Annotated in this window: 24 protein-coding genes and 2 riboswitches; of the genes, 4 read left to right on the forward strand and 20 right to left on the reverse strand. The window is 36.8% G+C overall.

Annotated features, from left to right (window positions below):
- Positions 1-116 precede the first annotated feature (116 nt).
- Genes EPJ90_RS00690 through EPJ90_RS00705 form a run of 4 tightly spaced genes read left to right on the forward strand, consistent with a single transcriptional unit; the run spans position 117 to position 2,459 of the window.
- Complete coding sequence (locus EPJ90_RS00690; RefSeq protein WP_161636448.1) at positions 117-386, forward strand: ACT domain-containing protein; 270 nt, start codon at positions 117-119, stop codon at positions 384-386.
- Positions 387-394: 8 nt separating this feature from the next.
- Entirely contained in the window at positions 395-1,753 is a 1,359-nt protein-coding gene (locus EPJ90_RS00695) for a PFL family protein (protein WP_161636447.1), read from the forward strand.
- A 12-nt stretch (positions 1,754-1,765) separates the two neighbouring features.
- A complete protein-coding gene (locus EPJ90_RS00700; RefSeq protein WP_200542420.1) occupies positions 1,766-2,131 on the forward strand; it encodes a PaaI family thioesterase in 366 nt (121 codons plus the stop codon).
- 10 nt (positions 2,132-2,141) lie between these two features.
- Positions 2,142-2,459 carry a DsrE family protein gene (locus tag EPJ90_RS00705; RefSeq protein WP_161636445.1) on the forward strand — a complete coding sequence of 106 codons (318 nt, stop codon included), beginning with the start codon at positions 2,142-2,144 and terminating at the stop codon, positions 2,457-2,459.
- A 74-nt stretch (positions 2,460-2,533) separates the two neighbouring features.
- Here the strand turns inward: EPJ90_RS00705 and EPJ90_RS00710 are convergent, their stop codons facing one another.
- The 20 genes from EPJ90_RS00710 to truB form a co-directional block, all read right to left on the reverse strand.
- A complete protein-coding gene (locus EPJ90_RS00710) occupies positions 2,534-4,225 on the reverse strand; it encodes an adenine deaminase C-terminal domain-containing protein (RefSeq protein WP_200542421.1) in 1,692 nt (563 codons plus the stop codon).
- On the reverse strand, positions 4,225-5,253 hold the full coding sequence (locus EPJ90_RS00715) for an ABC transporter substrate-binding protein (RefSeq protein WP_200542422.1): 1,029 nt from the start codon (positions 5,251-5,253) through the stop codon (positions 4,225-4,227). The genes EPJ90_RS00710 and EPJ90_RS00715 overlap by 1 nt, the downstream gene beginning before the upstream one ends.
- A gap of 9 nt (positions 5,254-5,262) precedes the next feature.
- Positions 5,263-6,267 carry an ABC transporter ATP-binding protein gene (locus tag EPJ90_RS00720; protein ID WP_200542423.1) on the reverse strand — a complete coding sequence of 335 codons (1,005 nt, stop codon included), beginning with the start codon at positions 6,265-6,267 and terminating at the stop codon, positions 5,263-5,265.
- Entirely contained in the window at positions 6,267-7,049 is a 783-nt protein-coding gene (locus EPJ90_RS00725; protein WP_200542424.1) for an ABC transporter permease, read from the reverse strand. The genes EPJ90_RS00720 and EPJ90_RS00725 overlap by 1 nt, the downstream gene beginning before the upstream one ends.
- The gene (locus EPJ90_RS00730) at positions 7,042-7,875 is read right to left on the reverse strand and encodes an ABC transporter permease (protein ID WP_161636440.1); all 834 of its coding nucleotides are present in this window, start codon (positions 7,873-7,875) and stop codon (positions 7,042-7,044) included. The genes EPJ90_RS00725 and EPJ90_RS00730 overlap by 8 nt, the downstream gene beginning before the upstream one ends.
- Positions 7,876-7,925: 50 nt before the next feature.
- Positions 7,926-8,023, reverse strand: a riboswitch (purine riboswitch).
- A gap of 25 nt (positions 8,024-8,048) precedes the next feature.
- Positions 8,049-8,151, reverse strand: a riboswitch (purine riboswitch).
- A 67-nt stretch (positions 8,152-8,218) separates the two neighbouring features.
- The gene (locus EPJ90_RS00735; protein ID WP_161636439.1) at positions 8,219-9,130 is read right to left on the reverse strand and encodes a tetratricopeptide repeat protein; all 912 of its coding nucleotides are present in this window, start codon (positions 9,128-9,130) and stop codon (positions 8,219-8,221) included.
- A gap of 42 nt (positions 9,131-9,172) precedes the next feature.
- On the reverse strand, positions 9,173-10,360 hold the full coding sequence (locus EPJ90_RS00740) for a phosphopentomutase (RefSeq protein ID WP_161636438.1): 1,188 nt from the start codon (positions 10,358-10,360) through the stop codon (positions 9,173-9,175).
- A complete protein-coding gene (locus tag EPJ90_RS00745) occupies positions 10,347-11,261 on the reverse strand; it encodes a tyrosine-type recombinase/integrase (protein WP_161636437.1) in 915 nt (304 codons plus the stop codon). Before EPJ90_RS00745 ends, EPJ90_RS00740 begins: the two co-directional genes overlap by 14 nt.
- Positions 11,242-12,423, reverse strand: a complete 1,182-nt coding sequence (gene dinB / locus EPJ90_RS00750) for a DNA polymerase IV (protein ID WP_200542425.1) — start codon at positions 12,421-12,423, stop codon at positions 11,242-11,244. The genes EPJ90_RS00745 and dinB overlap by 20 nt, the downstream gene beginning before the upstream one ends.
- Positions 12,411-14,066 (reverse strand): DNA repair protein RecN, encoded by a 1,656-nt coding sequence (gene recN / locus EPJ90_RS00755; RefSeq protein WP_161636435.1) that lies wholly within the window; start codon positions 14,064-14,066, stop codon positions 12,411-12,413. The genes dinB and recN overlap by 13 nt, the downstream gene beginning before the upstream one ends.
- A 15-nt stretch (positions 14,067-14,081) precedes the next feature.
- Complete coding sequence (locus EPJ90_RS00760; protein ID WP_161636434.1) at positions 14,082-15,860, reverse strand: 1-deoxy-D-xylulose-5-phosphate synthase N-terminal domain-containing protein; 1,779 nt, start codon at positions 15,858-15,860, stop codon at positions 14,082-14,084.
- A 12-nt stretch (positions 15,861-15,872) separates the two neighbouring features.
- The gene (locus tag EPJ90_RS00765) at positions 15,873-16,712 is read right to left on the reverse strand and encodes a polyprenyl synthetase family protein (RefSeq protein WP_200542426.1); all 840 of its coding nucleotides are present in this window, start codon (positions 16,710-16,712) and stop codon (positions 15,873-15,875) included.
- On the reverse strand, positions 16,705-16,914 hold the full coding sequence (gene xseB / locus EPJ90_RS00770; protein ID WP_123171450.1) for an exodeoxyribonuclease VII small subunit: 210 nt from the start codon (positions 16,912-16,914) through the stop codon (positions 16,705-16,707). The genes EPJ90_RS00765 and xseB overlap by 8 nt, the downstream gene beginning before the upstream one ends.
- Entirely contained in the window at positions 16,907-18,397 is a 1,491-nt protein-coding gene (gene xseA / locus EPJ90_RS00775) for an exodeoxyribonuclease VII large subunit (RefSeq protein ID WP_200542427.1), read from the reverse strand. The genes xseB and xseA overlap by 8 nt, the downstream gene beginning before the upstream one ends.
- The gene (locus EPJ90_RS00780; protein WP_228410241.1) at positions 18,394-18,792 is read right to left on the reverse strand and encodes a transcription antitermination protein NusB; all 399 of its coding nucleotides are present in this window, start codon (positions 18,790-18,792) and stop codon (positions 18,394-18,396) included. Before EPJ90_RS00780 ends, xseA begins: the two co-directional genes overlap by 4 nt.
- A 44-nt stretch (positions 18,793-18,836) precedes the next feature.
- Positions 18,837-19,166, reverse strand: coding sequence for an Asp23/Gls24 family envelope stress response protein (locus tag EPJ90_RS00785; RefSeq protein WP_003773701.1), 330 nt, complete (start codon positions 19,164-19,166; stop codon positions 18,837-18,839).
- Positions 19,167-19,256: 90 nt separating this feature from the next.
- Positions 19,257-19,775, reverse strand: a complete 519-nt coding sequence (locus EPJ90_RS00790) for a DUF4303 domain-containing protein (RefSeq protein ID WP_161636431.1) — start codon at positions 19,773-19,775, stop codon at positions 19,257-19,259.
- 15 nt (positions 19,776-19,790) lie between these two features.
- On the reverse strand, positions 19,791-21,086 hold the full coding sequence (locus EPJ90_RS00795; protein ID WP_161636430.1) for an RsmF rRNA methyltransferase first C-terminal domain-containing protein: 1,296 nt from the start codon (positions 21,084-21,086) through the stop codon (positions 19,791-19,793).
- Positions 21,070-22,008 carry a bifunctional riboflavin kinase/FAD synthetase gene (locus tag EPJ90_RS00800; RefSeq protein WP_161636429.1) on the reverse strand — a complete coding sequence of 313 codons (939 nt, stop codon included), beginning with the start codon at positions 22,006-22,008 and terminating at the stop codon, positions 21,070-21,072. The genes EPJ90_RS00795 and EPJ90_RS00800 overlap by 17 nt, the downstream gene beginning before the upstream one ends.
- A complete protein-coding gene (truB, locus tag EPJ90_RS00805; RefSeq protein WP_161636428.1) occupies positions 22,008-22,841 on the reverse strand; it encodes a tRNA pseudouridine(55) synthase TruB in 834 nt (277 codons plus the stop codon). Before truB ends, EPJ90_RS00800 begins: the two co-directional genes overlap by 1 nt.
- Positions 22,842-22,865: the final 24 nt, after the last annotated feature.

Here is a 22,865-nt window from a genome sequence, read left to right on the forward strand (position 1 = left end):
CTTTCTTCTACGAGAAAGCTTTTTTTTACTTAAATAATACGCTTTATACACGAATTAGCCGTTTGGACGTCCACAATACATTTTGGATGTGATATTATTATTCCGAGAGGTGAATTATGAAAGCAATTATTACAGTAGTAGGTAAAGATAACGTTGGGATTATCTCAGGTGTATGCAATTATTTAGCACAAGAAAATATTAATGTTTTGGATATTAATCAAACCATTGTGGATGCATATTTTAATATGCTTATGATTGTGGATTTATCACAATGTTTAAACCCTTTTGATGAAGTCTCGCTTCAACTTCAAACAGTCGCAAACACACTTGGTGTTGTTATTACAATGCAACGCGAGGATATTTTTTCCTCGATGCATCGAATTTAGGAGGTTCCATGCTTAATCAATTTGAAATTCAAGAAACACAAGCAATGATTGCCAATCAAAATTTAGATGTTCGTACCATCACCATGGGCATCAGTCTTTTGGATTGCGCTGATTCTGATTTGGATCGTTTCAATGAAAAAATTTATAATAAAATTACATCACGCGCTAAAGACTTAGTTCGTATTGGTGATGAGATTGCTCATGAATACGGAATTCCAGTTGTTAATAAACGGATTTCCATAACACCCATAGCGATTGCGGCTTCAGGATGTAATGCGACATCTTTTGTATCAACAGCGAAAATCCTTGATAAAGCGGCAAAAGAAGTCGGTGTTGATTTTATTGGTGGTTTTAGTGCACTTGTTCAAAAAGGGTGTACGCCCGCGGATGAAGTGTTAATTCAAAGCATTCCAGAGGCCTTGGCGGTAACAGATCGCGTCTGTGCGAGTGTCAATGTTGGTACAAGCAGAAGTGGTATCAATATGGACGTGGTTAAACAACTTGGTCAGACAATTCTTGATTGTGCGAAGCTTACCGGTGAGCGTGAGTCGATCGGATGTGCGAAACTTGTTGTATTCTGTAATTCAGTCGAGGACAATCCTTTTATGGCAGGAGCATATCACGGAGTCGGTGAAGCTGATACAGTTATTAATGTGGGCGTAAGCGGTCCTGGAGTCGTAAAATGTGCACTTGAGTCTGCACATGGACAAGACTTTGAGACACTCTGTGAGACCATTAAAAAGACCGCCTTTAAAATAACACGAGTAGGCCAATTAATTGCTCAAGAGGCATCAAGACGACTCGGTTATCCTTTTGGTATTATCGATCTTTCGTTAGCCCCTACACCAGCTATTGGTGACAGTATTGGCGAAATTTTCCAAGAGATGGGTCTTGAAGAGCCTGGTGCGCCCGGAACCACGCTTGCATTAGCATTACTCAATGATAATGTGAAGAAGGGTGGCGTTATGGCTTCCTCGTACGTCGGCGGACTTAGTGGAGCGTTTATTCCCGTTAGTGAAGATCATGTAATGATATCAGCCGTTGAAAAGGGGGCACTCACACTTGAAAAACTTGAAGCAATGACTTGTGTTTGTTCTGTTGGTTTGGATATGGTCGCGATCCCAGGAGATACACCTGCAACGACAATCTCAGGTATTATTGGTGATGAGGCAGCCATTGGTATGATAAATAATAAAACGACCGCTGTACGTATTATTCCTGCTTATGGAAAAGGGGTAGGCGAAACGGTTGAATTTGGTGGATTATTGGGTTATGCTCCTATCATGAAGGTAAATCCTTTTAGCTGTGAATCCTTTATTAATCGAGGCGGACGTATTCCGGCACCCATTCATAGTTTTAAAAATTAGTAGGAGTTTATAATGAATCAAAAATTAGATTTTATGTCTGTGAATCAGATAGAATGTGTTGAAGTTAAGGAAGATTATGCGAAGTGCATCGTTCATGTCACCGAAGCTTCTATGAATTATTATGGTTATGTTCATGGTGGTCTTTATTTTGGTCTGGCAGATTCAACAGCAGGTTATACCGCGAGCAGTCGTGGTGAAAATTATGTGACATTGAATGCTAATATCAATTATATGTCTGGAATTCAATCTGGAACCATTACATGTATTGGTACGGTATTAAGTCGAACCCGTAAAACCTGTGTTGTTGATATCAAAATATATAACGATAGTGATGAATTGTGTGATACCGGTACGTTTACGATGTACCATATAAACTAAGGAGTATCCTATGAAGGTTATTTTTCATTTAAATCAAATTGATCGATTAAATCACTGTGTCGCAAATATTCGAAATTTAAACGTAAAACCCGTTGAAACAATAGAACTGTTAATCAATGGCGATGCCATTAAGATTTTAATAGCAGACGATCAAAGTTTAATTAAACAGTTATTAGACCAGCAGATTGATGTTGTTGCATGTCAAAATTCATTAAATGCACATCAGATTGATTCTGATCAGTTACTGGACGACATACGCATCGTTTCTACTGGTGTTTATGAACTCATTGAAAAACAACACGAAGGTTATGCCTATATTAAACCTTAATTTCATAAAAAAAGACCAAATACACTAATATCGGTCTTTTTTTATTATTTATATACAACTTCGTATAATGTATATTATGTAATATTTGGATTTATAAATAATGGCTTGATTTCTTGAGTTCTCACATCGACATAACCTTTATCGGATATTTTTAAGCTTGGTGATACGATTAAGCCTAAAACCGAAAAGCTCATTAATTCATTTTGAGCCTCATAACCCAATGTTCTTAAGTCATGTCTTATCTGTGATACATCAAGTGCGAGAGATTCCATTGATTGTGTAGAGACAATGCCACCATACGATAAAGGAACGAAATGAATGTTCTTGTTGATGATGGAAACAATACCACCTTGCTTATCAATTAAGTGATTTACGGCATTGACCATATCTTGTACATCCGTTCCCATAACGAGTATGTTGTGATGATCATGGGTCCAAGAAGTAGCAACTGCCCCCTTCTCTGTAAAACCATTATCGGTAAAACCAATTGCAATTGGAGTTTGATGTCCATAGCGTTCAATTACCGCAATCATTGTGAGTCCTGCATCCTGCCACTGTAAGACCCCTTCCCTCACAGGAATGGATTGAATTTGTTCTTCGGTAAATGTATTGGTAACTTCACGGTGCATAATTCTTATTGTTGCTTCGTCACCTTTAATTTTTGAAATTGAAGATACAATATCTGCTTCAGTAATCGGATTTCGCTTGATAGTATTAAATATTGAGTCATCATCGAAAAGAAAGTGTTCATGCTCAAGATTTTGGACGTTAATCCCTTTTTTATATACGGATTGGATCGCAAAAGCATCTAAATCATCAAGGATTATAAAGTCTGCCAGTTTTCCAGGAGATAAAACACCTCGATCATTCAGTTGCATCCGCTGTGATGGGACTAGCGTTGCTGCATAAATTGCATCTTCTGCACGCATCCCATATTTGATGCACAATTGAATAAGATGGTTCATATGTCCTTTGTGAATTAAGTCATCGGGCATAACATCATCGGTTACTAAACAGAAGCTTCCGTGGAGCTTATACTCACAAAGCGTCGCGATTGTTTCCCTACTGAGTGATTTTTCCTGCATTTGAACTAAAACGCCCATACGTGTACGTTCAAGGATTGATTCTGGAGTTTGCAATGTATGATCTGAACCAATCCCTCGCTGAATAAAACGTGATAATTCAAGCCCTGTTATTCTTGGAATATGGCCTTCAATTGGTGATCCAGGTTTGCATTTTTTAAACGTTTCAATAATTCTACGAGTCATGGTATCTTCATCAGAAATGACATCTTTGAAATTCATAATCTCACCCAATGCAATCACTTTAGGGTGTTTACAGAGCGTTCTAATCGCTGATTCATCAATAATTCCACCTGTAGTCTCTAGAAATGGGTTTGTGGATGGAACGGAAGAAGGAATTGCATAAAAGATATCAAGGTTCGTATCGATGTCCATAAAATCAATCAACCCTTCGGTTCCAAACACATTACCAATTTCATGTGCATCCGCTACAAGAGTCGTTGTACCCATTGGAAGCACGGTGTTTGAGAACTCATTTGGATTTGTCATGGAACTTTCAATATGCATGTGAATATCGATAAGACCAGGAATAATCCATTTGCCTTCTACATTAATTTCATGATCCGGATTGATTTTTGCCTCCCCAATATGGTAAATCATTGAATCTTGAATGTAGAAGTCTCCTTTTTCAAATTGTCGTTGTGCCGTGTTGTAAAGGAAAGCACCTGTAAATTTTGTAATCATTATTGGTTCATCAAACGATTGTAACGGTCAATCCACTCAGGCATTAGAGGATTCATTACTTCGTAATTTAGTGTTTTTGCCTTTTCAGCGATAGGTCCATAGGTTTTGTTTAATGCAACCTCGTCATTAAGCACAACATTTTTATTAACAGGCGCCTCATTCAGTGTTGCAGCAGTTTTCTCTTGTAGCACTTGACTTAAACGCCAATCAACAAATTTGTAGGCAAGCTCTTTATTTTTTGAGTTCTTATTAATTTCAATGGTATTAAAGTTTGCATAGGTACCAGATTCTGGGAATACAAGTTCAGCCGTTGGTACAGATTTCTTTATGACATCAAAACCAAAATCACCCACAACAGCAACATCGATTTCTCCAGTACTCATCATGACAGAGAGATCTGAGGATTTTTTATAAGTCTTTTTAATATTTGGTTTCAACGCTTCTAGCCCTTCAAATGCTCTCTCACCGTTATCACTGCTTAAATCGCCTCCACTGTAATCATTTGCCATTTGAATCATTGCAGGACCAAATGTAGAAGCAATTTCAGGGATTGCTACTTTTCCAACAAGATCTTCACGCCATAAGTCTTTCCATGATGCGATTGGCTCCTTAACAGTTTCAGTATTATAAACGATACCAATACTATTTATTGTATAAGGTACACCATAACCACGTCGTGTTACTTCTTGAGCTGCATCAATGAGGGCTGATCCATTTTCCAATTTATTAAGGTCTATTTTCTCAAATAAATCCGCTTGATAACCATCATCTGCTGCTTTTTGTGATAACTCAATAACATCAATGTTACTGTTGTCCCCACTACTGAATTTCGCAAAACGTTCTGAAGTACTACCGCTGTCTAAAACAATCTTTACATTATGCATTTCTTCAAACGGTTTAAAAACCTCATTTCTTAAGACTTCTTCACTGAGTCCCCATGAGGATACAACTAATTCTTGAGTCTCTTTTTTTTGAGAACATCCACTTACCATTAATAATACAAGCGCTAATGCAATTTTCTTTTTCATATTTTCCTCCTAAATAAAGACAATTGATTCTGGATCTATTCTAAACGATACGACTGAATGAATCTGAAGTTTTTCTTGTGTGCATAATTTAAATGCACCACATTCAGTCTCTAATTGATATTGATAACAACTCCCTAGGTATGCAACAGAACTAATGAGTCCTGACATTTCATTAATTCCCGAACCGAGCATGAGGTCTGAAGGTCTAATACCAAACGATTTTGACGACGCATAATCTTTTGAAGCAATGAGACCTTGTCCATTATTTAAAAACTTGAAATCTTCGATTGGTTTTATGTTTTCAAATCCAACAAATTCCGCCACATAATGTGTTTGAGGACTTGAATAAATCACTTCAGGTGTGTCCAGTTGTTCAATTTTACCGTTATTCATAATTGCAACACGATCACTTATCGCAAAACACTCATCTTGATCATGGGTCACAAATACAGTAGTAATCTTCAGTTCTTGTTGTATTCGTCGTATTTCCTCCCGCATTTGAATCCTAAGTTGAGCATCAAGATTACTCAAGGGCTCATCAAGCAGTAATAACTTCGGCTTAATAACAAGGGCTCGGGCGAGTGCAACACGCTGTTGCTGGCCTCCGGATAATTGACCTGGATAACGATCGAGCAGTTCTGTTAAACCGCAAATACGGGCCATTCCTTCAACCTCACTTGCAATCATGCCACGATTTACCTTTCGTTGTTTTAACCCAAAGGCAATATTTTCACGAATGCTTAAATGAGGAAATAACGCATAACTTTGAAACACCATTCCAAAATCTCGTTCATTTGTTTTAACCTCATTCATTCTTTTATCTTCTACATAAAATGTTCCCGTCCGAATTGCATTAAATCCTGCAATGGTACGTAACGTTGTAGATTTACCGCACCCTGATGGTCCAAGTAGAGATAAAAGTTCCCCTTCTCTTATCTTTAAATCTAAATCTTGAAGCACATTGTGTTTGCCATCATAAGAAACACTAATTTGATCTAATACCGCAAAATTCATTAAACATTCGCTCCTTTTTTACTCAATCCTTTGTCCATGACAAACATCAGTACCATTGTAAATGCCATAAGAATAACAGATAATGCACTCACTACTGGATCAAAATTATACTCAATATGATTCATGAGCGCCCCAGGTAATGTATTCATTCCCGGACCTTTTAGAAACATCGAAACGGGTAAATTATTAAACGAATTAATAAATCCCATGATGCTTGCCGATACTAATGCATCTTTGATATTTGGAAGTACAACTTTCACAAAGCCTTCCAATTGACCACAGCCCAATACAACAGCTGCCTCATGAATGCTTAAGTCAAATTCATGAAGTGAGGCACAAATTATTCGAATCGTATAAGGAAATACAATCAACATATGACCAATAATTAAAGCGATATTCAAACTCAAATGAAGCTGAATCACTAAGTATTGAAAAAGTGCATAAGCGAGTACAATTGAAGGTATTAATGATGGTGCGAGAAAAATTGAGTTAATTCGCTCACTCCACTTCCCTTTATTCACTACGAGTGCATACGATGCTGGAATTGCAATCACCATACATAAAATTGTAGCCAATACAGATATTTTCAAACTTAATACAAAACTATCCATAAATACTTGAGATTGAAACACTTTAGAGAACCAAGTTAACGTAAATCCTTGAATTGGAAATTGAATAATCGGAGCTTCTCCAAAAGCTGTCACCGTGATGATTATCAAAGGAATTCCAATAAAACTTATCGCAAGATAAGCAATGCAATCGAGAAAACGACTTTTATTCATGAGACATCCCCCTTTGATCAACTTTATGACTTAAGTAGGTCATTAATTTCATAATGCCTGCAGAAAGAAGAATCATGATAAATGCGAAGACACTTGCCGATTGCCAATTCATGAGCTCATTGGACTGCTGATACAAAAGCGTAGAAAGCATCATATTCTTGTTTCCACCAAGTAATGATGGTGTAACATAGGCACTTATTGTTCCGGTGAAAACAAGTACCGAACCCAAGACAATTCCTGGGAATGTGAGTGGCAATACAATTTCTTTAAATATTGCACCACTTTTCGCACCTAAAGTCTGTGCGGCTTCGACTAATTTCCCATCAACCTTCGATAAAACTGAGACCAACGTATTAACCATAACGGGAAGAAATAAATAAACAGATCCAATGATAATTGAAAACTCTGTATACATAAATCCTATCGGTTCTTGGATCAAATTAAAATTTAAGAGTGTTTGATTCAAAAAACCGTTCTTACCGAGAATCGTAATCCAGGCAAACCCACGAATTACTGCGTTTGTAAATAAGGGAAATAACACGAGTGCCATGGTTAATTTCCGACGCAATTCAGATCCAGTTACGATAAAATAGGCTGTTGGAAATCCCAATACAAGGCATATCAATGTCGTAACCAGACCAATACGGATGGTTCGTATCAAAATACTTTGATAAAACGGATCCGTAAGGACAGATGTATAGTTTGTAAATGTAATACCATTATTGATGAATGTGGGCATAATGGTAATCACAAGTGGAATTATCATAAAAACAACGACGAGTAATAATCCCGGAAAAAGATACACCGAATTTTTAAAACGTTTCATGAACGCCTCCTAACAAAATAAAAGCTTTCTATCAACATAATGATAGAAAGCTAAAAAACACTTTCTATCATAGTCTGATATTTACGGTATCAGGTAGAAACGTGTCCCCTTATTAGACACATATATGATAAAAAAGATTCTATTTTAATATAAAAAAAGTTTTTACCAATAGGAAAAAGAACTTTTCCTATCGTAGTCCGATCTTTTCATTGGTATCGGCTAGAAACTATCACTCCATATTAGTGATGATATACGATTCGTAAAAACATGGATATTATAGCATGTCACTTTATTTAATCAAGTGAATTTTGAAAAATAAAAAAAACAAGATTATGATATCTTGTTATTGTATTTGTCTGCTGAGTTGATTCAGTTTCAATAAATAGGACTCTAAATCATGATTTTGATAAGCATGAAGCATCTGTTCAATCCCCTTTGGATTTAGATGGACCAAAGCAACAATCGTGTTATGCTCATCATAACCAACAATCGCTTCGCCCTCCTCGGTATTCTCCCATTTCCGTTCGACGCGTGCACAAAATGTAGCGAAAACATCTTGAGCCTTCATCGCAAAAAATTCACGGTCTTTGATATACGATTGTACAGTATCCCTAGGTACATAGTATGCATCCACAAGGACCAAATCATCCATATAAATGGGATACTCATGACCATTAATTAATTTGAATTCGATTGATTGTGTGTACTCTAAAGCCTCTTCAGTCTCATTGATTAAGTCTTCATTTTCAGATAAAAGACGCAGCTCGAGTGCTTTCTTAAAATAAGACTCTGCGAGCGTAAATTCATTCATTTCAAGCAAACACTTACCCCGTTCATGATAGATTCGATCTAAAACATGTGGAATTTCATCCAAATGTTCATGGGTTTCAAGTGAATCAAAGAGTTCAATCGCAATTTCATAATATTTCAAACATTTTAAAATTATTGCCTTATCAATGAGATTCATGAGCTGAATTTCATTATGGGGCGTCCCATAAGCATAATCAATACACTTTTCCGTATAGTAAAGCGCATCTTTATACTGATGATTAAGGCGGTAAAGGTATGATAGGTTAGAGTTTAAGGTATAGCGTTCGGTTACATTTAAATCCGCAACGAAAATACGTTCCCCTTCCCGAATAAGCGTTACAACCGAATCGGGATTATAGGCTTGTTCGCGTAAATTTTGAAGTGGATCGTAGAGTACATAACCTTTTATAACACGAACCGCATCACAAAATTCTATAAAATTCATAGATCCTCCTTTTAGAAAAGCACCAGAAATCTGGTGCTTAAATTATTTTAACTGTTCAAGAACCGACGTTCCATATTCAGTCGGCTTTGCATCAAAGTTATCCACGATTGTTGCACCTAAATCAGAGAACGTATTATTTTTTTTCAAGAGACCTTTTCCTTCTAAAGATGGTGAGTAATAAAGTACAGGTACTTCTTCACGAGTATGGTCTGAACCTGTGTGCGTTGGATCATTTCCGTGATCAGCCGTTATAATGAGTAAATCACGATCACCAATATATTGAAGGAGCGTTCCAAGTTGAACATCAAATGCTTCTAAAGCCTTTCCATAACCAATTGGATCGCGACGATGACCATACATTGCATCAAAATCTACAAGATTCACAAACATAAATCCGTTGAACTTATGATCTCGAGTAATACGAATTGTTTCTTCCATTCCGTGCTCATTACTCTTGGTTCGATAAGCTTCGGTAATACCTTCTCCATCAAAAATATCTGCAATTTTTCCGACACTAATCACATCGTTACCATTCTCTTTTAACGAGTCAAGTGCCGTTTTTCCAAATGGTTTTAAAGCATAGTCGTGACGGTTTGAAGTACGTTTAAATGCGCCTTTACCCTCACCAACAAATGGGCGAGCAATAACACGACCTACTTTCCATTCATCTTTCATGGTTAACTCACGGGCGATTTCACAGCATCGATAAAGTTCATCTAGACCAAACACCTCTTCGTGTGCTGCAATTTGAAGCACTGAATCCGCTGAAGTATAGACGATCATTTTCTTTGTCGCCATGTGCTCTTCACCCAACTCGTCCAATATTTCAGTTCCGCTTGCTGCCTTATTTCCAATAATGCCATAACCGGTACGCTTTTCAAGCTCATCTAAGAGTTCTTTAGGGAATCCTGTCTCGGTAAACGTGATAAAAGGATTTTCAATATAAAGACCCATCATTTCCCAATGTCCTGTCATCGTATCCTTACCATTAGAAGCTTCAATCATTTTTGTATAGTATGCTTGAGGTTCCTCAACTTGAGATACACCTTTAATATTATGTAAATTACCAAGACCAAGTTTTTCTAAATTTGGCATGTTAAGCCCATCCATTGCCTCTGCAATATGGCCTAACGTATCTGTGCCAACATCACCAAACTTCGCTGCATCATGTGCTGCACCGGCACCAACTGAGTCCATTACTACTGTAATAATTCGATCAAATTTCTTCATCTCTATTCCCTCCTTGATTCGAAAAACCACCTTTTAAATACTGATCATACTCTCGCTTCAATGTCTTCTTATTTACGTGAGTATAAATCTGGGTTGTTGAGATATCTTGATGACCGAGGAGTTCTTGAATAATACGCAAGTCTACGCCTGTGTCTAAGATAGCTGTTGCGAAACTATGTCGCAAAGTATGCGCTGAAATCGGAGTTGTAATTCCCATTTCTTTACATCTAGATTTTATCATAGAATCGATATATTGTCTTGAGATTCCCTTGCCTTTTGCGTTAATAAATATTCGATCTGATGATTGAATCAGCCACTGCGGCCTAATGTCATTCAGATAATCATTCAGACTATCAATTGCATCTTCTGATAAGGGAATCATCCGCTCCTTGTTCCCTTTCCCAAGAATTCGCAACCACTGTTGGTCAATATAAACGTGTGAAAACTCTAAATGAACACACTCCGATACACGTAGACCACATCGATAAAGGAGCATTAAAATCGCATAATCCAAATAATCTTTACCGGTAACACGATCAAAAGAAAAAAGCTTACGGATTACATCCTCCGATACACTGAGTGGAATGCGTGAACCTTTATTTTTGACCGAAATAAAAGCTGTCGGATCATGGTGAAGCTGACCACTATTGAGTAGATATTGATGAAATTGCCGAATTACGACGATCTTATGCTGAAGTGTTGAAGCAGCATAGTCATCGTGAATACGATCAATATACTTTCGAATTATTTCCGCATCAACCTCTTGTAAAGATGTCAAACCGTCGCTTTCTAGATAATCAATATAGTGGTTTAAATCATTTTGATAGGACGTGACGGTTAAAGCAGCTTTAGGATCAATATATTGAAGATAATGTATAAAATCATTCGCTTGGCTTTTCATAAGCTGCCTCCTTTAAAACTGAACGAGTCGTTTTAAAAAGATTTTGATTGAGCTGTTTATTTAACCGATGAATAATGTCATTGACCGTAACTTCCTCCAAATCATCAAAAATATTCAGTTGCTCTATGATTTCATCTTTGGGCATTAAATTGGTCATGGTGACAGAAATAAATGATACACCGCCAAGACCATCAAATTCATCGTACAAGCTCATCAAACGCTCAAATAATAAATTTTGATCACTTGTGTATTCATCAAATGTAAATGAACGTGTGGCGGTTTTGAAATCATCAAGTCGAATTGAAAAAGATACGGTCTTCCCTACTACATTTTGAAGTTCCATACGCCGGATAACTTCAGCCAGTTCGTTTAAAATTGCATTTCGAATTTCATCGAGATCAGACATAGCATCTTTAAAAGTTTTTGATTGACCAATTGACTTCATCGTTACATCAGTATCAATCTTTGCATGATCATATCCATTTGCTTTTTGAACAAAATTGTGAGCATTAATTCCCAAAATATTTTTTAAATGGTCTGCATTCTGATTCGCAAGATCACCAATGGATTCAATACCTATTTTTTTTAATCGAGGAACTGTTTTATTCCCAATTCCATGCATGAGTTCAATGGGTAAAGGCCACAATTTTTGTGGCACTTCGCGAATTCTTAAAACCGTGATGCCTCGTGGTTTCTGCATATCACTCGCCATTTTAGCTAAGAATTTATTGGGTGCGACGCCAATTGAAATCGGAAGTTTTAATTCATCCCAAACTTTTTGTTGGATTTCAACTGCAAGATCGAGTGGTTTCTCATAGTTTTTAATTACTTCCGTCATATCAACATAACATTCATCGATACTAGCGGGTTGCATTAGGCTTGAATAACTGCGGATAAGATTCATAAACTTAACCGATAAATCTTGATAGAGTTCAAAATCTACTTCAATAACCACTAAATTGGGACATAACCGCTTGGCATGAGCCAGCGGCATAGCCGATTTCACTCCAAATGAACGTGCTTCATAAGAGGCAGTTGTAATCACGGATCCTCTGTGGTTACTGCATACGACTACCGGTTTTCCATACAAACTTGCATCCGCAATTAAATGAGCACTGGCATAAAACGCATTGATATCAATATGAAAGATTACTTGTGCCATCGTAAGTGTTGCCCTTCTTTAAGAAGTTCTTTGGCAGAATATAGAGCGGCTTCCGTGACATTTCCTGACATGATGAGTGCCATTTGATGAATCCGGTCATCTTCAGTAATTTCTTGAATATCCGTGACAATTTCATCATTGACTTCATTTTTAGAAATCAAGAAATGATGATCTGCACAAGCTGCAACTGCAGCGAGATGCGAAATCGTCAAAACTTGAGATGTTTGAGAAATTTTACTCATTTTAGAACCAATTTTGAGCGCAACTCGACCACTAACTCCCGTATCGATTTCATCGAAAATAAGTGTAGATACGCCATAAATTGAACTGAAAATCGTTTTTAAACCCAACATTAAGCGAGAAAGTTCTCCACCACTTGCTACACGCTCTAATGGAGAAGGTTGAATCCCTTTATTCATCGATACAAGAAAATGTGCAGTCTCCGCACCATCTAACGTTAAACTTGAGTTTTTAAGGTCAATTACAAATTGCGCATTTTCCAACAAGAGATCATCAAGTTGTGCAATTACTGCAGCTTCTAGATCCGCTTTAGCTTTAAAACGTGATTGTGATAAATATTGCGCTGCTTCACTCAATTGAAGCTGTACGGCTCTCAATTCATTCTCTAAATCAATCTTAAAATCATCAAAATGTTCTGCTTGCTCAATCTGTTGAATCAATGCTTCTTGTTTTTTTAATACACCATCGATTGAACCATATTTCCGAATTAATTGATCATATTGATAGACACGATCTTGTAGACGATTAAATTCATACTCATCAAAAACCAAACCACTGTTATATCGTACCAACTCATCTCGAAGATCTTCAGCTTCAAAATAAACATTATTAAACCGCTCTTGAAGCGTTTCATCTCGAAGGACATCAATACGATCTAAAAACTCATAGAGTTTCCCTACAACACCCTCGTCACCATCCAAAATATCCTCTAATGCGTTCGTAAATGTTTTTGTTTTCTCAAAATTGGACAACATTTCTAAATCTTGTTTCGTTTGATGGTAATCATCAAGGCTCGGATTGAGATCATTAATCTCATTAAGCTGAAAATTTGCGAATTCAATCTCATCGGGATTAATATTACTGTTTTCAAGATTGTTTAAGCGTGCTTCAGTGGCTTGATAGAGATGAAACAATTCTTGATACTGTGAACGAACTGTTTCATTTTGAGCAAACTCATCCAGTAGTTTCAAGTGATTCTTCGGGTTTAAAAGATATTGCGTTTCATGCTGTGAATGAATATCGAGAACACCATCCAAGCATGACTTCACCGTCGACAAGTTAACGACACGATGATTAATTCTACAAATACTGCGTCCTTCCAAATTCATCTCTCTCGAAATGACTGCATATTCATCCGCATCATCATATAAATCAAAATCTTTAAGTTTATTGGTAAGATTCTGTGCTTTTTCAAGATTAAAAGCGACCTCGACACGAGCACTTTTCCCATTTTTGCCAACTACCGAAGCGCTGCTTCGTTGTCCCGAAACGAAATTTAACGCATCGACCAATAGAGACTTACCCGCTCCCGTCTCACCTGTGAAAACATTAAAATGATCTGAAAAATCCACCGAAATATGGTGAATCAGTACAAAATTGTCAATCGTCAAATGAGTTAGCATGGTATTCCTCCTTTACTACTGAAAATAATCAAAAACATTATTAATATGTATTTTTTGAGATGATTTCGCATCTTTTGAAGTTTTATTTAAATGAATACATGAAACATGTAAATCGATGCACTCATTATTTGCACCACGCTGATAAAGGCTTTGAAGAACATTCTGATAAAGAACGCTTTTCGTACTTTCAACATCGTAGACTACAATTTTAAGGTTGCATCTAATTATTTCTTCTAATAGAGTAGGATCCACATACATAATTTCAGTACAATTAATTAATCCTATATCCAAGTCGTTGGATTGAATTCGTTGTTTAAGTGCATTAATAGAGGGTCCAAAAGAAAGAATTACCCCAGAGCTATCAAATGAAAAATCATGTTCAAGATGCCATCCCTTTACTGGTTTTAATTCGGTATTCGGGGCAACATACTCAAGACCTGACGGAATTCTAATCACACTAATTTGAGGTTCTTGGATTACCCGTTCTAAAATTGAAATCGTATCTACAATTGATTTTCCCATATACACTTTAAAATGTGTAAGATTTGCAAAGATTCCTATATCAAAAATTCCTTGACGATACGTATCACCTTCTGGATTAAGTCCAGAATCATTTACAATAATTGTAATGGGACATTGTTTGATTGAAAATTGATTACGTAGTTGCATCACAATACCTTCAAGCTGGGAGGCATGAATTGATATAAGGACATGTTTTCCTTCACGAACAAGTCCATGCGCTATCGAGATTAAGGCTTGTGTTGATCCGGACGTCGTCATAAAGTGATCTGGTCGTGTAAGCGCAAATGTTGGCAAATAATCCTTAAGTTTATAGGCATCCGAAAGCACATATAAATCGGGGTCATCTTGCGCAATATCTGTTAATTGATAATCAATCGCTTCTAGATAAGTATGATAATTTTCCGCACGGTCATGATCAGTTTTAAAAGTTGGAAATTCAAGTTTCCGTTGTTTTTTATTTTTTAGACGCGTCTGCACATGGATAACATGCGGACCTTTATATTTTTTTGACAATTCAAATACTCGGATTAACTCCTTGAGATTTTGACCATCGATTGGCCCTTGATAATCCACCCCAAATTGCTTAAAAATAGTTGGTTCTAAGACAGTTTCTTTGACTGCATCCCTTATCTTTGTCAGTGTGGCAAGTATGGGTCTACTGATTGGATTTGAATCTAAAATCGATTTAACATCTTTTTTTAGACCCGTATACGTTTTGCTAATACGAATTGACTTAATTAACGCATCCATCGAGGTATAATGTCTTAAAAGCGACTGCTGTTCATCAATTAAAATGATGGTTAAATTTGGCTTAAAACGACTAATTTGAACCAATGATTCGTACGTAATACCGTAATTCAATGCGTAGTCATTCAGAACAATTACATTATGAACATCCGGATTTTCAATAGCATAAGCCAAGGCAACTCCCAACCCTTCACCTGGCTTTCCACCACTATAACGATCCATCGTATTTTGATCATCAAGGTACATCGAACCTGAATTTCGAAGCATCAACTCCTGTGATCTGCCTGTAAGTATTTTATGTACCATTACCTGCTTGCCACCATCAAAAATTACGTTATCACAAGTCAGATCAAATACATGATGCAGCGCAAGAGTGGTTTCAAGAACATTGATATTTTCAATAATAGTATCCACTTCATATCGCGTTTTAGACGCAAGAAAAACAGCGATTTCATCACTGAGTTTTTCTAATTCATCAACGGTTAAAGATTTAATATCATACGATTTGCTAAATTGTTCAAACAAGAGACGTGCCTCCTATAATTCGCGACTCATCATTTCATCAATAATCTGTTTCAGATTTCCATTTTCAATATTCATTTTTCTTAATAAATCTTTAATACTTGAAAAATACGATTCCGTTAAGGTGCGAGCTTGTGCAAGACCCAATAAACTCACAACAGTTGTTTTATCGCGTTCTGCATCGCTTTGATTGCTCTTCCCGATTTCCTCTGAAGATTTTGTAACTTCAAGAAGATCATCTTGGAATTGAAAAGCAACGCCCAGGGATAAGCCCAACTCATGAGCTAATTTTTGGTACGCATCCTGCCCTGCAATTACGGCTGCCATTTCAAATGCCGCTGCAAATAAGCAACCGGTTTTAAGATTGTAGCACGCAACGAGATCATCAATATGCTGGATTTGATCATCGATATCCAATTCTTGACCTAAAATCATCCCATTACTTCCAGCATTACGCGCTAAAATTTCAAAACACTTTCCGAGAACATCTGCATCTAAAGACGCCTGTGACAAAGCTGTAAAAGCCCCTGTCAAAAGTGCATCTCCTGCAAGAATTGCAACACCTTCACCAAACACTTTGTGATTGGTTGGTTTAAAACGTCGCATGTCATCATCATCCATCGCAGGAAGATCATCGTGTACTAAAGAATAGGTATGAACCATTTCAAGTGCACATGCAGGATATAGACCAATTTGGTAATCACAACCAAAATCTTGAAGCATCGCCAATAAGAGTTGAGGTCTTAAACGCTTTCCTCCACTCATTAGTGAGTACGACATGGCTTCTTTAACAACAGAGGTCTCGGGGTAATACGCTAAAATTGTTAATAATTGTTTATCGATGTCTTTAATCATTTTGTTCCCCTTGATGTTTTTGAACTAAAGCTTTAACTTGGTTTTCATATCCGCTTAAACGTTCTTGACATTGCTTGGATAAATTCAAACCTTCTTCAAAGAGAACAATTGCTTGATCCAAGGGAAGACTGTCTTTTTCCAACTCATTTGCAATTTCCGCAAGACGCGCCATTGCAATTTCAAAATTAAAATCTTTATTCATCTTTAGACTCCTTACTGATGACCTGTGTCACCACAAATCCATCTTTAAATTCTAACTGAATGTGATCATTAAGATTCAGTGCATCAACACTTAAAACATGCGTATCGTTCTTACGTGGAATCACATACCCTTGGTTAAGATTTCGTTGAATTACCTCCAAGGGTGAACGATACTTAAGTGACTTAAGTATATCGTTTAAACGCTCTTTTTTCAAGTTTAAGTCCCGCTCCACAAGTGACTGAAAGCGACCATTATATTGTTGAATCATGAGCTGATTTTGTTTAATGTTACGTTCAATATATTGCGAATAGAAGACATATCGATTTTCCATCATATTGAACTTTTGTAATGATTGATTCAATTTTTGTTGAATTGTAGTGGTACTTAAACTCATAAACTGGTTAATCGCATGGTTTGAATTATTTTGTTTTATCTGCAACGAATTTTCCATTCGATTCGTAAACAGTGTAAGCATCCGCTTTGATTCATCAAATAAAGTTTGTTGATGTGTAATTCGGACTGTCAACGTATCTAACTTTTGTTGTTTGCGTTCGACTAAAAGAATTGGATCTTTTAATGCACTGCTTTGAATCAAGGATGTAAAGTCACCCATCCGTCTAAGATACTTATTTCGAACTGCAAGATAATACTGGTTTTTATAATCACGAATCATGGTGTTCATCTCGACCCAATTCGGTGTTGCAGCAACGGCTGCAGCAGTGGGTGTCGCAGCACGATAATCTGCAACAAAATCTGATAATGTAACATCACTTTCATGACCAATACCTGAAATAATTGGAATTTCACTAGAGAAGATTGCTTCAACAACTTCGGGTGTATTAAATGCCCATAGGTCTTCAATCGATCCCCCACCCCGACCTAAAATGATGGTATCGATATTTTGAAGATGTGCTGTTTTGATTTGTTGAACCAAACTGTTAGAGGCATGCTCCCCTTGTACATAAGCCAAGAGATCAATTTGTTGTGCCAGTGGCCAACGCTCTTGAAGTGTACGGGATATATCGGCATAAGCGGCGCTGTTCTCCCCTACAATAACGCCGATACGTTGAGGATACTTAGGAATTTGCTTTCGATGCTTGGGATCAAAATAACCTCGATTTTCAAAATCTTTTTTTAATTTCTCAAACTGGATATACAAATCACCCAAACCATCTAAATTCATACGATCTGCATAAATTTGCACCGTACCGGTATCCGTGTACACTTCACAGCGACCAAAAATAACAACCTTATCACCGTCTTTTGGCTTAAATAAAACTTTACTTGCACTGCGACGGAACATAGCGCACGTAACTCTACTTTTATCATCCTTTAGGGAAAAATAAAAATGCCCACTATGATGTGCTTTAAAATTCGAAAGCTCACCGACTAATGCGACATTCTTAAAAGAAGGATGTTGATCAATAACACCTTTTAATTCATGAACAAATTCTGTAACCGTAATTACATCCTGAGTTATCATAGTGCATCAATGACTCCATTAATTAATTTATAAGACTCTTCATCTGAAAAATCTTTAGCGAGATTAACCGCTTCATTAACAATAACAACTTTATCTTGATAACCGAGTTCCAATTCAGCACAAGCCATTAAAAGAATTGCTTGTTCAATAAAACCGAGACGGTCAAAACGCCATTTCGTTAAATAATGATCGATTGCTCGCGAATAAATATCTTTACGTGCTTCGACATTCATCACAACTTGAAGCATCTCATCTTGCAAATTAAAATCTTGAATAAACGTCCCTACCTCTGAAACAAAACGATTATCCTCAAGAACTTCTTGCATAGTTTGCTCTCTTAAGAGATGAATATAGATTGCTGACATTGCATTTTGTCGTTCGTTATATCGCGACATTACCATAAAAAAACCTCCACAGTAAAAGAAGCAGAATCCTGCTTCTAATTAAACTTAAATCCGACAACATTAATATTGATTGATGTATTACTGAAATCAACCATCAATTCAATGTTGCGTTGCAAATCATTTTGTAATGCACGACATACACGTTCAACATCTTTACCATATTTAACGCGTACTTTAAGGTCTACATTAACGTGACCATTTTCGTTTGAAACGATCAATGATTTTTTTCCTGATCCATCTTCAAAAAAGATAGCATCATTTTCATTCACTGTAATCTGAACAATATGATTAATAACATTGTTCGAAATTGCAATTTGACCAAGACCAGTCTTCTCATTTTGAATTAAGACATATTCATTTGACATATTTATCACCTACTAAACTAATTATAACAGAAAAAAAATCTAAACAAAAGAAAGAACTCAAAAGGTTTACGAATTATCACTGAACCCGTGTTAAATCGACATTTTCTCCTCTATGCGCTGGGTGCGTCCCAGTGATATAGCATAAGGTTCTTCTTCCGCTTTGCATAGAATTGTAAAACAATCACATTTCGAAATTTCGTCATAGACTGCAGTCGTTTTAAATTCAACTAAACATGATGTAATAATTTCAAGATAAGCTTCAAAATTTTGTCTGAAATAGTGATCATAGAGCTCTTGGCTAATGGGACAAGATGATGCGAATGCTTGATAATGCCATTCATTGGTTGTGAATTTTAGTGTTTCAATGGCTTCACGTTCATTATAACGGTTGTTATTACTTTGAATGCGATATTGATGCAATTTTTTATTAAAATCAAAATCAGTATTTAACGAAATGCTTAACATACCGTTTTGCGGATTTACATCGATCGCCATTGCATAAAATTCCATGGCTGCATTATCAATGATAAAATGTCTCATATTTTCTTCAAGAAATGAAGCCGTTTCTTTTTTAATATTAGTAATAGCTGTTCGCTTACTTACAACCATGTTCCCCACCTCCTCTTAATAAGACTCAAAGTTATTTCGTAATCCCTTGGGATAACGATTGTTCCCTTTCTTACCATCACCTTTAACAAAACCCAGAACATGTCCTTTATAGGTAACACAATGCATGCCTTGAATCGGTGTCCTTACAGGGTGCCCGTATAAGTAGCGGTATGCAGATTCTAGGTCCAGTTCAAGATGTTCAAATGCATCGGTAAAATTTAACGATTGCGCAAGTGTATGGCTGTATTCAATTCGATTTTTCTTGATTTCCCCCATAAAAACACCATCTCGGGTTATATGAAGTGGTTCTTCAAGAAAACCTCGATGTCTCAGCCCATAGAGCTTGCCAGCACGTTCTTTAATATTACCGACAAGGGTTCGATCAAAGCAGTCAAAGGGTGTGGGCTTATGTTTCCCAAACTTTAATTGATGACGTTCTTTATTGGATTTAGATACTCGAATTCGAGCTATAAAATGTCCTTCACCATCTTTTGATGGAAAATAGCGCGAAACCTTATTTCCCAAACCAAGATAACCATCGTTTTTTTCTGGAAGATCAACAACCTCTAACTGACATTCTGGATGTTCTTCCAGAAAAGAAAGAATCACATGTTCGTTTTCATGAAAATTCAAGGTGCATGTCGAATATACGATAACACCACCATCAATACATGCGGTAAAAGCATTCTCAAGTAAATGTTTTTGTAGCACGCTAAAACGTAACGCTTCGCTTTTTTTATATTCAAGCGCAAAATCAGGGGTACGGCGATAGAGGCCTTCACCACTACATGGCGCATCCAACAAAACCTTATCAAATGTATTCGCAAGTATGTGCACAAGATCATCCGTATCCATCTGGGTCACAACACCCCGCTCTGATCCCCAACGATCGTAATTGTGCTGAAGTTTGATATTGCGCTTTGAGTCAATTTCATTACTGATTAGAAATCCGGTCGTCAATGTACTGAGAATTTGCGTCGTTTTTCCTCCTGGTGCTGCACATAAATCTAAAACAATATCATGAGGTTCTACATGAAGCGCTGTAACCGGTGTCGTTGCGGTTGGATCTTGAATGTAATAACAACCGGCATGACTTAGTGGATGTGTTACCGTCTTCGCATAGTCATCCGGAATAAGGATTTGGTGATTGATTAAGGATTCGGTTCCACTAAACGGTAAGGTACACGGCTTTAAAGGGTTCAATCGTAAACCATGTACAGAATCCATCTGATACGCTTCAACTATTTTTTGAAACTGTGCCTCACCAAAAGATTCGATGAGCATCTCTTTATAATCAGCGGTCAATTTCATCTAAAATTAATCTCGCTTCTTTTACATCGCAATGCATTTGTGTCACAAGTGCATCAATTGATTCAAATTTTAATTCATCACGTAGTCGCTTCACAAAAGATTGTTTGATCACTTCACCATAAATATCCTCATCAAAATCAAGAATATAAGTCTCAAGGGATAGGTGTTCAGTCGTATTAAATGTTGGATTATGACCAATATTAATAACAGATTGATAGGTTTTCCCTTTAACTTCTACAAACCCAGCATAAACGCCTTGCTTCGGTATTACATATTCATCGACAACATCCATGTTCGCCGTTGGAAAGCCAATCTCACGGCCACGATGTTGACCGCCTACTACAAATCCACTAATCGCATACAAACGTCCTAATAAGTCATTAGCTTGTTCGACATCACCATTTAAAATTGCTTGCGTTATGGCTGTTGTACCAATTTTTTGCTCATTAACATGGTCCAATGGAACAACGTGGGTATCAAAGTAATAGTGACCCATCTCATTTAAGTCTTCAACGGTTCCCACACCACGATAACCAAATTTATAATCTGCACCACAAATTAAGGTCTTAACATTGAGTGGAACGAGAATTTTCTCAATAAATTCAAGGGGTGAAAGTTTTGATAAATCTTTTGTAAACTCTATCGTAATCAGATAATCAATACCTAATGATTCCGCAATACGTACCTTTTCCTTGATCGGTGTTAAATGTTTAACATGTGATTTATTATGAAGAACGGTCCATGGATCGGGATCGAAGGTAATCAGCGCAGTCTCATAATTGAATTGTTGTGCGATGTTTTTTGCTTCATTAATTAATATTTGATGCCCTCGATGCAATCCATCAAAATAACCAATACACGCTGCAAGTTGATGGTTATTACGGTGAAGTTGTAAATAGTCTCGTATTGTAATTTGCTTCATTACCAAAGTCCTCTTACTGATTTAAATGTTGTATCATGTTCACGCTCATAGACAGCATAATATGCTCCTGTATCGATAAGCACTTGATCTTCAACAATATCTAATTTAAGTCTCTTTCCATTTTTAACATAATCCTCCATGCGAGGATTAACAATCTTAGGCAGTGCAATTGTATCTTTAACCGATATCAACTCAACTTCGGGTGTTAATGCTTCTAATGTTATAGCATCTTCAAGTCTATACGGTCCGACTTGTTCACGTTCCAAAGCAGACATCGTTCCCAAAGTCCCTAATAAAACACCGATATCTTCACAAAGCGTACGTATATATGTACCATTGGACACAAAAGCTCTAAACTCAATTTCATCCCCTTCAATGGCAATAAGTTCTAATTTATAAATTGTTATATCTGTATAAAGTTGTTTCACTTCTTCATCGTTAAATACATACTCGTATGATTTTTTTCCATTTATTTTTTTTGCTGAAACTTTAGGAACACGTTGTGTTTGAGGTCCCGTTAACGTTTCAAAACATGCTAATACGTTTGTTTCAGAAACTTCAGGGATATCCGCATGTTCTTCGACATCTCCCCAAACATCTCCAGTCGATGTTCGTAATCCTAATTTACACTTACCGCGATACGTTTTATCGTTCAACCCTAAATAAGGAAGTGCTTTAGTTGCTTGATTCACGGCTAACACTAAAACACCGGTAGCCATTGGATCCAACGTCCCGCTGTGGCCTACTTTAACTTTTAATAATTTTCGTACTTTCGCTACCACATCAAATGATGTCATTTCTTGTGGTTTATTAATACATAAGATACCGTCCATAAGAACCTCATTTCTACCTATAAA

It is taken from the genome of Erysipelothrix sp. strain 2 (EsS2-7-Brazil), from assembly GCF_016617655.1.
GTDB classification, from domain to species: domain Bacteria; phylum Bacillota_I; class Bacilli_A; order Erysipelotrichales; family Erysipelotrichaceae; genus Erysipelothrix; species Erysipelothrix piscisicarius.